Consider the following 13,822-nt stretch of genomic DNA (forward strand, 5'->3'; position numbering starts at 1 on the left):
AATCTCCTGATGCCTCATTGCCCGGCAAAGACCTGAATAATGCGTTGGGCGATGTCGCGATGCTCTTCCTCCAGCGCAAAATGCCCGGTGTTGTAATGGTGGATCTGAGCCCCGGGTACGAACTCCTTGATGGAATCTGCGCCTCGCGGCGTAAAAATCGGGTCGCCATCTCCCCAGACCACCAACGTGGTGGGTTGAGCCTTTCGCAAGTAAGCTTGCCATTGCGGGTACAACGCGAGGTTTGACCCGATGTCGAGCTGCAGATCCGTCATGGCTCGCCGTTTCTCAGGATCGCTGAGCGCAAAGGCATCGTTTGCCCACGCGTCAGGATTAAGGCCATCGGGATTGCGGGCGCCGTGCTGATAAAGAAACAGGTCTGTCGCCAGAACAACCCGCGCCTGGGCGGCTGAACGTTTCTCAGGCGTTTGCGGACCATCGTTTGCCTGAATCGCTTTCAGCCTCGCGGGCTCCCATCCATCCAGCGTAATCGGCGTGTTCTGGATGACCAGTCCGCGTACCCACTGTGGATTACGTGTCGCCAGGCGCATTCCGACAGGGCCGCCAAAGTCCTGCATGAAGATCACCGCGCTTTTAATTCCTAACTCCCGAACCAACTCTTCCATCGATTGACCTAACGCGTCGAAAGTAAGCGGCGCCAAGGGTGCTGCGGTGGGGACGGCACTGTTTCCCATACCGAGGTAATCAGGGGCCAGCACATGAAAATACGGTGCTAGCTCAGGGATCAGGTCGCGAAACATGTGCGAAGACGACGGAAAACCATGAAGCAGCAGAATGGTTGGTTTATGAGGATCGCCGGCCTCCCGATAAAACAGATTGTTGCCAGCGACCGTGATGAACCGGTAGTGAATATCGGCTGCCGTCGCATGGCCGCCCCACGCGAGCATCAGTCCGAGCGTCAAACATCTTGCACTTGCAGCGAAGCAGTGACGGTGCATAGCGCGCTCCTCTCGTGACGGACGTATTTACTGATGAGTGTGTGGCCGCCTGATCAACGCCACAGACGCTCCTGCGTCCCTAGTTCGCAAGAAAATTCAGGGGAATCGGTGATCCACTCTTAGAGGTTTGGATCCAGCACAATGACGCCTTGCACTTCCCTTCGCTCCAATAAGGCGTGCGCCAGCCCCGTTTCGCTCAGGGGTAACGTCGCGCCGATGACTGGTCTGATCACTCCGCCTGAAACGCCATCAGCGAGGAATTGCAAAGCCTCGCGAATCAACGTTGGGCGCTGGAAGAACGTCGGCAGGTACACGCCGGCCAAGGTTTGCGCTTTGGCCATCAACCGACGAGGCGCCAATGCCTCGCCTGGACCCCGCGTGGAGCCCACCACCACACAACGCCCCAGCATGGCGAGACACTCAAAGTTCTGATCGAACACCTCGCCGCCGATGGTTTCGAGGATCACATCAACTCCACGCCCCTCGGTCAGTTCAAGCACCCGTTCCGGCCACTGGGGAGTGTCGTAGCTAATGGCATAGTCGGCCCCGAGGCTGCGCACGAACGCGCGACGACTTTCAGTGCTGGCCGTACCGAAAACTGTCTGTGCACCCATGGCTTTAGCGATCTGCACAGCCAGACTGCCAACCCCCCCGGCGGCACCTTGAATCAAAACGCTTTCACCTGACTGTAAATGCGCGCATGTGCGTAGAGAGAGGAACGCAGTCACTCCCTGACAAGGTAAACCCGCCATGGCGACGTCGTTTGCCGACTCACCCAGCATTACCAGCATGTCAGCACGGGCAATAGCCTGTTGTGCGTATGCGCCTTTGGGCATCAACGCCATGACCTTGCGCCCGACAACGGCAGGGTCAACGCCCGCCCCTGTTTCCGAAACGCGTCCGACCACCTGAAGTCCGGCGACATGCGGCAGCGTGACACCACCAACGCGTGTTTCGGGCCGGTTATACATGCCCAACCGTTCACGAATATCTGGAAAATTCACCCCGATCGCAGAAGTGTCTATCAATACCTCTCCGGGTCCCGGTACGGGCGTTGGCAAGTCGACGTACTCGAGTACTTCGGGGCCGCCGAAGCTACGGAACTGAATCGCTTTCATAATCTGAGATCCTGGATTCTTCGCTCGTCAGGTCTGTAGACGCAGGCCTGACTTGGAGCCTAATCGGTGGTGCGGCATGTGCTGCCGAGCAAATCGTCAGTGCAATGTTTCGATTACTTCACCCCATTGAGAAACAGCGTGGCGTGTTTCAAAAACAGATCCGGGTATTGATAGATCGCGCCATGATTTGAATCCGGGTAGATCACCAACTGGGCGTTGGGCAAAGTCTGCTGCAAGGTCACGTCATTGGCCGTGTAGAAGACAATGTCATGGCTGCCGGCGACTACCATCGTCGGTTGCTTGATGCCTTTCAGGTAGTCGTTGGCGTTGTCGGCCGGCGCTCCCCAGCTAGCGATGGCGGCGGCTTGTGCGGGTGCAGTCTTGCTATCGACATCGACATCGCGATTGACCTTACGTGAGCGCAGACGGGTAAGGAACTCATGTCCGGCGGCCTGGCTTTCTACGGTCTGGGTAAAGAAAACGTCTAGCAGCAGTTCATCCGGTACGGCACGTTTTTTCGCCAGGTAGCCCTGGAATTCCGGCGTCAGCGAGTCCATACCAACTCCACCGCGAGGTGATGAGCCGACCAGAATCAGGCGACGCACGAGGTTCGGATGATCAAGCGTCACTTGCTGTGCGATCAGACTGCCCATGGAAAAGCCGAGCAAGTCAGCCTTTTTCACATTCAGTGCCTGGAGCAGGCCGGAGGCATATTTGGCCATGCCTTCGATGTTGTTCGGCACTTCACCGCTGGAGCTGGCGACGCCGGCGTTGTCGAAGAGGATAATTTCGCGATCATGGGCAAAACCGTCGATGACTTTGGGATCCCAGCTGTCTAGGTTGCCAACGAAATGCTGGAGAAATACCAGTGGCACGCCACTGGGTTTGCCAAAGCGACGGTATGCCAGGCGCGCGCCCTCGACTTCGATGAACTGGGTCGGAGCGGTTTGATGGGTGTAGCTTTGAGCAACTTTTTTTTCTGCTGGGGTGGTGCTGGCCTGAACAGTCAGTGTCGAGCACGCAGCCGTCAGCGCGACGATGGCCAGGGTATGGCGCAACGCCCATCGGGTGTTGAAAACTGTCATATAGAGGCACCTGAAAAAGACGAGTTGGTTTAAGGGCCGCCCTGACTGATTGCCAGTGGGGGCGGCGCAAGATCAGGCTGGTTTTTTTACACTTGGGCGTTGCTGCACGTTTGTCTGCCATGCCAAGAGCGCGCTGCACTGATCGGGGATGGCAATACTGGCGAAACCGGCGAAAATCAGCCCGGCAAGTACCGTGATGTCGGCCATGGAAAAATGCTCGCCAGCGATATATGGCTGGCTACGCAGGACCTGATCGAAGTAGTGCATTCCGGCAACCGCTTTGTCGCGTTGACGGTTGCCCCAATCGATACGACCTTCCCATTCAGGACTCTTGTATGGCTGCAGAGCGGCACCGAGCCCCGGCGTGGCGTGGTGGAAGTAAAACCCGACCGGATCCGCCAGTTCGGACTCCGCGCGTTTTTGCATCATGTGGATGATGGCCTTTTCCTTCGGCGTCTTGCCGGTGAGAATCGGGTTGCCGTCCAGATTGTCCAGATACTCGGTGATTGCGGTACATTCGGAAATGTTGGTGCCATCATCCAGTTGCAGCACTGGGACGGTACCCAGCGGGTTGATCGCCAGGAATGCGGGTTGCTTGTGTTCCGCTGCGGGCAGGTCGATCTTGATGAACTCTATTTGCGAGTCCAGGCCTTTTTCGGCCAGAACAATACGAATGCGCAGTGGGTTAGGAAAACCGGGAATATCAAAAATCTTCATACGAGCTCCATACCTATCTATCTACCTATCGATAGGCATAAGCTACGGCAAGAACATTTTCACTGTCAACGTCTATCTATCGATAGAAAGGTAAAGTTGTGACGACGGATACGCGAGAAACGATCATGGCGGTTGCCCGAAAAATGGTGCAGACCCGAGGCTACAACGGCTTGAGCTTTCGTGAACTGGCCAAAGAGGTCGGCATCAAGAGTGCGAGCATTCACTACCACTTCCCTACCAAGGGTGACTTGGGTGCGGCTTTGGCCAAACGTTACACCGAGGATGGTCTTGAGTACCTTGATGGTTTACGCGCCCATTCCGAAGACCTGAATGTGTGGATGAAGGGTTACACCGACGTATTTCGCCTGGCACTGGTCAACGACAATCGCATGTGCCTGTGCGGGATCATGTCCGCCGAATACGATGACTTACCGCCAGAGGTGAGGATAGAGGTTGACGGCTTCACCGAACTGAATGTGCGCTGGTTGACGGAAGTGTTGTCTGTTTGCCGGCCACAGTTGAGCCTCGAGGAACGACAGCAGCAGGCGCTGGCGATCTATGCGGCTGTGGAGGGCGCTCAGCTGATCGCTCGGGGGCGTGATGACATCAGCGTTTATGACAAGACAATCGAGACGTATCGCTCGGCAGGCCTATTACCTTAAGGTGCCGCAGTTCTCGACACACCTTGACTGTGGAGTCCAGACCAGCAGCGAAGTGCGAGCAATCGCTGCTGGAACCGCAATGACGAACGATAAGATGAGGCAAACGCTACACGCTCTCTGAATCGCTTCTGATCTAGCGCCAGAGATTCCGCCAAGAGGGTTCGATCGGTCTATCAATAAATGCTCGCGACCCTGCCATCACCGCTGTCCCAACCTCCCCCCAACGCTTTGTAAATCGCGACTATTCCCCGGTACTCATCAATTTCACCCAGTGCTTGAGCGTCCTCGGCGTTCAGCCGTTCACGCTGTGCATCCAGCAGCACCAGATAATCCACCGTGCCTTCCTTGTACTGGATAGCCGCCAGGTCTGCCGCCGCACGGCTCGACTCACTCTGCTTGATCAACGACAGCAACCGCTGCTGACGTTTGCCGTAATCGCTGAAGGCGTTTTCCGACTCTTCCAGCGCCAGCAGCACTTGTTGTTCATAGGTGGCCAAGGCGCCTTCGGCATTGGCGTCGGCACCCCGAATGCGCGCCCGTACGCTGCCCAGGTCAAAGGCCGCCCAGGTAATGCTCGGTCCCAAGCCCCAGGCTCTGGCCGCGCTGGAGCCAATCTGCGAACCACGGCCGGCGGTGAAACCGAGGAATCCGCTCAAGCTCACCCTTGGGAACAGGTCTGCGGTGGCCACGCCAATATCTGCCGTAGCGGAAGCCAGCCTGCGCTCGGCGGCGAGCACATCGGGACGCCGGCGCAACAACTCGGAGGGATCACCGATCGGCAGTGCTTTGGCGATAGCGGGCAACTCGGCGGGGTTCAACGACACGTTCAATGTATCCGGGCGCTCACCCAAGAGTGTTGCGATGCGGTTTTTCTGCCGTACCTGCTCCGCTTGCAGTTGCGGAACAGTCGCTTCGACAGCCGCCAAACGTGCGTCTGCACGCACCACGTCGAGTTCGTTGCCCACGCCCGCGTCGCGCAGGCTGACCGTCACGGTGCGCGAGTCCTGCTGATTTTTCAGGTTCGCCAGGGCGATTTTTTCCCGCAGCTGCGCGCCGCGTAATTGGCCGTAGGCATCCACCAGCTCGGCAATCATCGTGACGCGAAGCTGATACAGGTCTGCCGCCGCAGCGTCTTCCTGGGCGTTGCTGGATTCCAGTTGGCGCTGGATCCGGCCGAAGAGATCGACTTCCCACGCCATGTCCAGGCCCAGATCGTAACGCTCGATATTAACTCGGCTGTCGGTCAGGCCCGGCACTTGCGACTTGCCCTGCTGACTGCTGACGCGGCTAGTGACGACCGGCAAATTGTCGTTGCTGATGTCGTCACGAATCGCACGGGCCGCTTTCCAGCGGGCAAACGCGACGCGCAAGTCGCGGTTGCCTTCCAGGGATTTGCTCACCAACTGGTTCAGCGTGGGGTCATCAAACTGCTGCCACCACACCGTTTCAAAACGCGATTGATTGTAGTGGCCGGCTTGCGCCGACACGATGTTGGCAGGCGCGGTGTCGGGCGTTTTGTAGTCGGGGCCCACCGTGCAGGCGGTGAGCGCGACGACCAGAAGGCAGGGTAAAAAAAGCTTCAAGGTGTTCATGAATGTGCCTCCTGATTGAGTGCGTTTGCCTGATGAGGCTTGGTGACGTTGCGCGCGTTTTTGCGCTCGATGTAGCGACGGATCAGAACGAAGAACACTGGCGTCAGCAGCAACCCGAAGAAGGTCACACCGAGCATTCCGGAGAACACCGCGACACCCATCGCGCGACGCATCTCCGAGCCGGCACCAGTGGATGTCACCAATGGAATCACACCCATGATGAAGGCGAAGGACGTCATCAGAATCGGCCGCAGACGCAGGCGGCAGGCTTCCAGCACCGCCTCCAACGGCGACATGCCCTGGTCCTGTTTGTCCTTGGCGAACTCGACGATCAGAATCGCGTTCTTGCAGGCCAGGCCGACCAGCACGATCAAGCCGATCTGGGTGAAGATGTTGTTGTCGCCCTTGGAAATGATCACTCCGGCAATCGCCGACAGCAGGGTCATCGGCACGATCAGAATCACTGCCAATGGCAGGCTCCAGCTTTCATACAGCGCAGCCAAAACCAGGAACGCCAACAGCACGCAAAGCGGGAACACCAGAAGGGCCGTGTTGCCCGACAAGATCTGCTGGTAGGTCAGGTCAGTCCACTCGTACGTCATGCCGTTGGGCAATTCTGCCTTCAGCAGTTTTTCAATGGCGGCCTGTGCCTGGCCGGAGCTGTAGCCGGGGGCTGCACTGCCGTTGATTTCTGCGGTGAGGAAACCGTTGTAGTGCGAGACCCGGTCAGGGCCTGATGTCGGGCTGACCTTGACGAACGTGGCCAGCGGGATCATCTCGCCGCGATCATTGCGCACCTTCAACTGGCCGATCTGTTCAGGCTCCTGGCGGAACTGTTGCTCGGCCTGCACATTGACCTGATAGGTCCGGCCAAAACGGTTGAAGTCGTTGGCATACAGCGAGCCCAGGTATACCTGCAAGGTGTCGAAGATATCGTTGATCTTCACGCCGTGAGTCTTGGCTTTTTCCCGGTCAATGGCGGCTTCGATCTGCGGCACGTTGACCGTGTAACTGGTGAACAGGTTGGCCAGCTCCGGAACGCTGCGGCTCTTGGTGATGATGTTCATGGTTTCTTTGTACAGCTCGTCGTAACCCAGGTTGCCCCGGTCCTCGATCTGCAAACGGAACCCGCCGATGGTGCCCAAGCCTTGCACTGGCGGCGGCGGAAACACCGCGATGTAGGCGTCCTGGATGCTGCCGAACTTGGCGTTCAGCGAAGCGGAAATCGCCCCGGCTGACAGGCTCGGATCCTTGCGCTCATCGAACGGCCGCAAACCGATGAAGGCGATGCCGGCATTCGGACTGTTTGTGAAGCCGTTGATCGACAGGCCCGGGAAGGCCACGGCGCTGTCGAAGCCCGGTTCGTTCATGGCGATGGTGCTCATGCGCCGGATCACGTTTTCGGTGCGATCCAGGCTGGCGGCGTCCGGCAATTGGGCGAAAGTCACTAGGTACTTCTTGTCCTGGGTCGGCACAAAACCGGTCGGCGTGGTGCTGAAGCCCATGTAGGTCAAGGCGATCAGACCTGCGTATATCAGCAACGCCACGCTGCTGCCGCGAATGATCTTGGCCACGGCAATCACATAGCCATGGCTGGCCTTATCGAAGAAGCGGTTGAAAGGTTTGAACAGCCAGCCACCAAGCAGGCGATCCAACACTTTGGAGAAACGGTCCTTCGGTGCGCCGTGTGCCTTGAGCAACACGGCGGCCAGGGCCGGTGACAAGGTCAGGGAGTTGAACGCCGAGATCACCGTAGAGATCGCAATCGTCAACGCAAACTGCTTGTAGAACTGCCCGGTCAAGCCCGAAATAAAGGCTGCGGGTACGAACACCGCACACAACACCAGCGCCGTGGCGATGATCGGACCGGTCACCTCGCCCATGGCTTTTTTGGTCGCCTCGACCGGTTCCAGCCCCGACTCGATGTTCCGTTCGACGTTCTCCACCACCACGATCGCATCGTCCACCACGATCCCGATCGCCAGCACGAGGCCGAACAGCGACAGCGCATTCAACGAGAAGCCGAACAGGTGCATCACGGCAAACGTACCGATCAGCGACACCGGCACCGCGACCAGCGGAATGATCGAGGCGCGCCAGGTTTGCAGGAACAGGATCACCACCAGTACCACGAGAATCAATGCTTCGAACAGGGTGTGAACCACTGCCTCGATCGAACTGCGCACGAAGATCGTCGGGTCGTAGACAATTTCGTAGTCCATGCCTTCCGGAAAACTCTTCTTCAGTTCCGCCATCTTCGCCCGCACCTGGTTGGAGATGTCGATCGCATTCGAGCCCGGACGCTGGAAGATCGGCATCGCCACCGCTTCCTCGTTGTTGAGCAAGGCGCGCAAGGCGTATTGGTTGGAGCCCAACTCGACCCGGGCGATGTCTTTCAGACGCGTGATCTCGCCGTCCGGACCGCTGCGGATAATGACGTTCTCGAACTCTTCTTCACTGACCAAACGCCCCTGGGAGTTGATCGACATCTGGAAGCTCGTGGCATTCGGTGCCGGCGGCGAACCCAGTTGTCCTGCAGCGACCTGACGGTTCTGCTCGCGCACCGCGTTAACTACGTCGGTTGCGGTCAGATTGCGCGAAGCGGTCTTGTTCGGATCGAGCCAGATACGCAGCGAGTAATCACCGATACCGAACATCTTCACATCGCCAATACCGTCGAGGCGCGACAGCTCATCCTTGACGTTGAGGATCGCGTAGTTCGATAGGTAGAGCATGTCGTAGCGCTTGTCCGGTGACACCAGATGCACCAGCAAGGTCAGCTCGGGAGAAGCCTTGTCGACGGTAATACCTATGCGCGTCACTTCCTCTGGCAGCTTGGGTTCGGTGCGGGTCACACGGTTCTGCACTTGGACCTGGGCGTTGTCCAGATCGGTGCCCAAAGCGAATGTCACGGTCAGGGTCAGTCGGCCGTCAGCGGTGGATTGCGAGGACATGTACAACATGTTCTCGACGCCGGTGATCGCCTGCTCCAACGGCGCGGCCACGGTTTCACCGATGACTTTCGGGTTGGCGCCGGGGTAGTTGGCGTGGACCACCACGGTCGGTGGCACCACTTCCGGGTATTCGCTGATCGGTAACTGGAACAGCGAGATGGCTCCGGCGATCAGGATCAGCAGCGATAGCACTGCGGCGAAAATCGGCCGGGTGATAAAGAACTGGGAGAACTTCATGTCAGTGCTCCTTATCCGCGAGGTGCAGCGGCAGATTCAGCATTCACCAGCGCAGGCGATTTAGCTGAAGCCGGTTGATTGGCGGCTTCGATTGCCTGACGCTGGCGAGCCAGTGTGGCGACCGTTTCCGGGCTCGCCATCGGGGCATCCAGAGGATCGATCACTGCGCCGGGCCGCACGCGCTGCAGGCCGTTGATGACGATACGATCTTCTTTCTGCAAGCCACTGCGCACGATGCGCAAGCCTTCAAGCTTCGGCCCCAGATCGACGCTGCGATAGACGGCTTTGTTGTCCTGATCGACCACCAGCACGAATTTCTTGCCGAGGTCGGTGCCCACCGCTTCATCTTTGATCAGCAGGCCGGGATAGGCGGCGCTGCCCACCAGTTTCAGCCGGGCATACAGACCGGGGGTGTACTGACCGTCCGCGTTGTCAAACACCGCGCGGCCACGGATGGTGCCGGTTTTCGGATTGACCTGGTTGTCGACAAAGTTCATCTGCCCGAGGTGGCTGTTGCCCTCCTCGTTCGACAGGCCCATGTACACCGGCGTGGCTTGACCGCGCTGCCCCTGGCGGGAAAGCAGGCTGTACTTGAGGAACATACGTTCGTCTGCATCGAAATAGGCGTAGACCTTGTCGGTGGAGACCACGCTGGTCAGCGCTGTGGTGTCGGCGGTCACGATGTTGCCAGCGGTGATTTCCGCGCGGCTGACGCGGCCGTCGATCGGCGCGGTGACGCGGGTGAAGCTGAGGTTTAAACGCGCCAAATCCAGCTGCGCCTGAATGGCATCGACGCCCGCCCTGGCTTCTTGCGCGGTGGTCGTGCGGGTATCGGCCAGCTCGGCGGAGATCGCGTTGCTGCTCAACAGCCGCTGGCCGCGCTGCGCTTCGTTACCGGTACGAACCAGGGTGGCGCGAGCCTGTTGCAGCTGCGCCTCGATGCGATGCACCTCATGCTCGAACGGACGTGGATCGATCTGGAACAGCAAGTCGCCCTTCTTCACCAGCGCGCCATCGGTAAAGGCAACGCGTTCGATCTGGCCCGAAACCCGTGGACGAACCTCTACGGTTTCCGGCGCTTCCAGGCGAGCGGTGACTTCATCCCATTCGGTAATGGGCTGCTCAAGCACCTTGGCGACGGTGACGTGCGGCGCCCCCGGAGCCTGAACGGCACTGGGCGCGCGCTCACACGCGGCAAGCGCCACCAGCGCCAACGCGGCAAAGGGATAACGCAAAGGTTTGAGTGACTGTTCCATGGGGTGTGTCCGCCAGACGATTTATGAATTTTCCGGATTCTCGGCCTCGCGCGAGGTCACGACGAATCGAACGGAGTGAAGTTGGCTATCATCAATAATGATAGCTATCATGTTTAAGGTCAAAAAAAGGGATCGGCCCGGTCAAACCTTGGTATTGGTGATCGCAGTACAAACGGAGTCCAGCGCCGGCCCCAGCGTCTGTGCCGCACTCAGTGCCCGCGCTGTGGGCACCATCCGGCGACCGATGCGCTCGAACAAAGGGTCGTTGAACAGCCTTCGCAGTCGCACCAGCGCCGCGCTGACGGCGGGCTGGCCCAGCGACAATTGCTCAGCAGCACGAGTGAGGTTGCGTTCCTGGATGAGCGCTTCGAATACCACCAGCAAATTCAGATCGATACTGCGCAGATCATTACGTTTCATGGGGCCGGTCCACGGGGGAATTATTGACTTGAGCTAAAGCCATGGGATCCGCGAGACTTCTGCAGATGCCTATACAGCCATTGCAGCAACTTTATATGACGAATATCATGAAAGCCAGCCCAGCTACATCGTTATGTCCAGGCGACGCCAACCTGGCCACAGGAGCAATTTCATGAAAGTGACGAAAGACCAGGCCGCAGCCAACAAAGAAGCCATCCTTACTGCAGCGTCACGGCTATATCGGGAAAAAGGCATCGACGGAATTGGTATCGGCGAGCTCTCGCGCTCGGTTGGCCTGACCCATGGCGGGTTCTACGGACAGTTTCCGGGCGGCAAGGAACAGCTCGCGTCAGAAGCGGTCAGCCGGACATTCGAGTCCAATATTCAGGATTGGCAAAATGCCAAATCCATTCCCGAGCTCGTCAAGACGTACCTGACACAAGCGCATCTGGATAACTGGACCGAGGGTTGTCCCATTCCTGCATTGGGTGCGGATGTCGCGCGTACCGGTGGCACCGTCAGCAGCTCCTTCACCAGAGGCGTCGAGCATTTAATCGACACCCTGATGGCGTTGGTTGAAGGCGAAAATCATGAAGAGAAGTACCAAGAGTCACTACGCGTCCTGTCATCGATCGCGGGTGCGATGCTGATTGCCAGAGCGCTGGATAACCCTGAACTGTCTGAGCAGTTTCTGCAATCGGTCATTAATGCCTGGCCTGTCACTCCCGCAAAAAAAGAGCGGGCTGCTAAGCGCCGCTCAAAGGATGAAGACTGACTTTACTGTCAGCAAGGGCTTCGCTATGCCGAACATGTGTGGAACGACACCCCCATCATCTTCTGCTCGACGATGGAAGGTTTTACGCTTGCTTTAGTTGGGGCATGTACTCGGCAAGCTGAACAGGATCAGTTGTCGGTGGGTTGAGCCTCGTGTTGATGGTGGAACCGCCTATGAACCGCTCGAAGACTTTCCAGCCGTGTTCAGTTCGACGCAAGCGATCCATCATTGGCGAGTAGAGCCAGATAGCGGGCAAATCATCGGGGCTATCGATGGCTTGGCCATCTCCCAGCATCGCAGCCGATTCTGGCGTGGCGTAGCGCACAAGCAAATTCTGATAGCGCACCACCACACCGTCTTCATCGACATCGACAATGTGATTGGTAGCGTGTCGGCTGACCCCTGGAATCAGATACGGATAGTCCTTCTTGAAGAACTGGCGCATCTCATCGTGACCACTAATGGTGCCATGGAAGTGATACGCGACGGCTTCTGGTAGAAAGGCATCGACCATCGCCTCCACATCCCAAGTCTCGAACCACCAATTGAGCCTATTCACGAAGTCGATCGCGCTGATTCGCTCCGCTGGATCGACAACACCCTCGGACGAAATTCTTGGAAAAGCTTTCATGAGTACTTCCTCATTTCGGGGTAAGAAAATTATCTGTGTAATTACACATTAAACATGCAAAAAAATTTACTTGCCGACGGCTTGCTCAAGAAGCGAGTTACGAATCAGTACAGCTGAGGCCTCGCCGATTTGATCCTCACGCTCACGCTGCGCAGCTTTCCAGTGGGGTTCGGCCTCTTTCAACTTTGCTCGTCCTTGCGCAGAGAGCGAGAGCTTGATGGCAGAACGCGGCCCTTCAGCATGGCTAGCGATATAACCTTCGCTCTGCAATGGCTTCAGCGCCCGAACTAATGTGGTTCTTTCCATGACCATAACCTCTGCCAAATCGGCGATTAGAATCCTGGGATGTTCATTGATCAACGCAAGAGTGGAAAACTGCGAGACAGTAAGATTCGCAGCAGACAAGTACCGGTCGTAGAGGCGGGTCAGCAGACGCGCGTGGCGTCTGGCGGCGAGACAATGACAAAGGTCGGCGCCATGGGGGCTTTTCATGACACCCATCATATGTGTAAATACACACCAGTCAAGTACAAAATTGAGGCACTGAGGCTGTGCTCAGCGCCGACGAGACACTGAGAGTGTCAGCAAAATTGCTGAAACAGTCATACATCGTCCCTAGTGGACGCATTCGCGTAACCTATTTTACGAGGCTAGCAATTTATGTCTGAGGTACGAGAGCTTTATGGCGCATCAACGGGGAACAGTCTGCGAGCTGCAATCGCCTTGGCTGAAGCGGGCATAGAATTTACCCCGAGGTGTCTTGACCTTCTCTCTGGCGATCAGCGTGCCCCAGAATATCTGGCGCTTAACCCGTTAGGTAAGGCTCCGACATTTGTAGATCACAGCGTCTCACCTACCCTTGTAATCAATCAGTCAAATGCAATCATTCAGTTCGCTGACGAACAGGCCCCTGGTCGGCTGTCGCCCCAAGGGCCGAGTGCTCAACGGTATAGGGTCTACGACCGGTTTTATTTCTTCGTCACGGATGTTATCGCCCCAAGCCACGCCGCTTTTTTTCTGCGCCAGATAGGGCAACAAGATGCATCTGCGCCACTAAACCGGCGAGCGTTGGAACATCTGATGACGGCAGACGCATTTCTCGAGGGCGGGTACATAGCGGGCGATGCCTTCTCGATGGCCGATATTTCTGCGTTTACTTTTGCAAGATCGGTTCGCGACCAAATTGATTGGGAGAAGTTGCCCCGTATGGCACGCTGGCTGGCGTTGATAGAAGCCCGACCCGCAGTGAAGCTGGGCATGCAGGCATTTGAATCCAAGCCGTCATCGCGAAAATGATCCATCAGCGCGACGACTTCGTCTTCCGGCCCCCGTTAGGGAACTCGTTCCGGTGGTTGCCAGCCCTCTCGTCAGATTGCTGACCTCCCGCCAGCCCCCGCCAGCAACGCCCCCCCTCTAAAA

At 57.6% G+C, this 13,822-nt stretch carries 13 protein-coding genes; 3 read left to right on the forward strand and 10 right to left on the reverse strand.

The genetic code is table 11. The features are described 5' to 3' along the window. Positions 1–14 precede the first annotated feature (14 nt). The 4 genes from ACTJK9_RS17545 to ACTJK9_RS17560 form a co-directional block, all read right to left on the reverse strand. Positions 15–956 (reverse strand): alpha/beta fold hydrolase, encoded by a 942-nt coding sequence (locus tag ACTJK9_RS17545; protein WP_440815081.1) that lies wholly within the window; start codon positions 954–956, stop codon positions 15–17. A gap of 119 nt (positions 957–1,075) precedes the next feature. Beyond that, entirely contained in the window at positions 1,076–2,074 is a 999-nt protein-coding gene (locus ACTJK9_RS17550; RefSeq protein ID WP_440815083.1) for a quinone oxidoreductase family protein, read from the reverse strand. Positions 2,075–2,187: 113 nt separating this feature from the next. Continuing rightward, on the reverse strand, positions 2,188–3,159 hold the full coding sequence (locus ACTJK9_RS17555) for an alpha/beta fold hydrolase (RefSeq protein ID WP_222589715.1): 972 nt from the start codon (positions 3,157–3,159) through the stop codon (positions 2,188–2,190). A gap of 72 nt (positions 3,160–3,231) precedes the next feature. Beyond that, positions 3,232–3,876: a glutathione S-transferase gene (locus ACTJK9_RS17560; protein WP_222589714.1), complete on the reverse strand. Its 645-nt coding sequence runs from the start codon at positions 3,874–3,876 to the stop codon at positions 3,232–3,234. Positions 3,877–4,001: 125 nt separating this feature from the next. On the opposite strand from ACTJK9_RS17560, the gene ACTJK9_RS17565 reads away from it, so the two are divergent. After that, positions 4,002–4,538 (forward strand): TetR/AcrR family transcriptional regulator, encoded by a 537-nt coding sequence (locus tag ACTJK9_RS17565; RefSeq protein WP_260329027.1) that lies wholly within the window; start codon positions 4,002–4,004, stop codon positions 4,536–4,538. Between the two features lie 173 nt (positions 4,539–4,711). On the opposite strand, the gene ACTJK9_RS17570 is transcribed toward ACTJK9_RS17565, so the two are convergent. The 4 genes from ACTJK9_RS17570 to ACTJK9_RS17585 all read right to left on the reverse strand — a co-directional run bounded on the left by ACTJK9_RS17570 (position 4,712) and on the right by ACTJK9_RS17585 (position 10,997). Next, positions 4,712–6,130 (reverse strand): efflux transporter outer membrane subunit, encoded by a 1,419-nt coding sequence (locus ACTJK9_RS17570; protein WP_440815086.1) that lies wholly within the window; start codon positions 6,128–6,130, stop codon positions 4,712–4,714. Further along, entirely contained in the window at positions 6,127–9,321 is a 3,195-nt protein-coding gene (locus ACTJK9_RS17575; protein ID WP_440815088.1) for an efflux RND transporter permease subunit, read from the reverse strand. The genes ACTJK9_RS17570 and ACTJK9_RS17575 overlap by 4 nt, the downstream gene beginning before the upstream one ends. Positions 9,322–9,332: 11 nt before the next feature. Continuing rightward, positions 9,333–10,577, reverse strand: a complete 1,245-nt coding sequence (gene mexE / locus ACTJK9_RS17580; protein WP_440815090.1) for a multidrug efflux RND transporter periplasmic adaptor subunit MexE — start codon at positions 10,575–10,577, stop codon at positions 9,333–9,335. 141 nt (positions 10,578–10,718) lie between these two features. Next, the gene (locus tag ACTJK9_RS17585; RefSeq protein ID WP_221398666.1) at positions 10,719–10,997 is read right to left on the reverse strand and encodes a LysR family transcriptional regulator; all 279 of its coding nucleotides are present in this window, start codon (positions 10,995–10,997) and stop codon (positions 10,719–10,721) included. A 172-nt stretch (positions 10,998–11,169) separates the two neighbouring features. Here ACTJK9_RS17585 and ACTJK9_RS17590 point away from each other — a divergent pair, with 172 nt between their 5' ends. Next, a complete protein-coding gene (locus tag ACTJK9_RS17590) occupies positions 11,170–11,772 on the forward strand; it encodes a TetR/AcrR family transcriptional regulator (RefSeq protein WP_221398665.1) in 603 nt (200 codons plus the stop codon). An 82-nt stretch (positions 11,773–11,854) separates the two neighbouring features. Here the strand turns inward: ACTJK9_RS17590 and ACTJK9_RS17595 are convergent, their stop codons facing one another. Together ACTJK9_RS17595 and ACTJK9_RS17600 are read right to left on the reverse strand one after the other, a co-directional pair. Then, on the reverse strand, positions 11,855–12,403 hold the full coding sequence (locus ACTJK9_RS17595; protein WP_221398664.1) for a nuclear transport factor 2 family protein: 549 nt from the start codon (positions 12,401–12,403) through the stop codon (positions 11,855–11,857). Positions 12,404–12,469: 66 nt separating this feature from the next. Continuing rightward, positions 12,470–12,895, reverse strand: coding sequence for a MarR family winged helix-turn-helix transcriptional regulator (locus ACTJK9_RS17600; RefSeq protein WP_260329026.1), 426 nt, complete (start codon positions 12,893–12,895; stop codon positions 12,470–12,472). A gap of 168 nt (positions 12,896–13,063) precedes the next feature. Between ACTJK9_RS17600 and ACTJK9_RS17605 the strand changes: the two genes are divergently transcribed. Further along, positions 13,064–13,699 carry a glutathione S-transferase family protein gene (locus ACTJK9_RS17605; protein WP_440815094.1) on the forward strand — a complete coding sequence of 212 codons (636 nt, stop codon included), beginning with the start codon at positions 13,064–13,066 and terminating at the stop codon, positions 13,697–13,699. Positions 13,700–13,822 lie beyond the last annotated feature (123 nt).

The sequence above is a fragment of the Pseudomonas sp. 22082 genome, assembly GCF_052046055.1.
GTDB lineage: Bacteria > Pseudomonadota > Gammaproteobacteria > Pseudomonadales > Pseudomonadaceae > Aquipseudomonas > Aquipseudomonas pharyngis.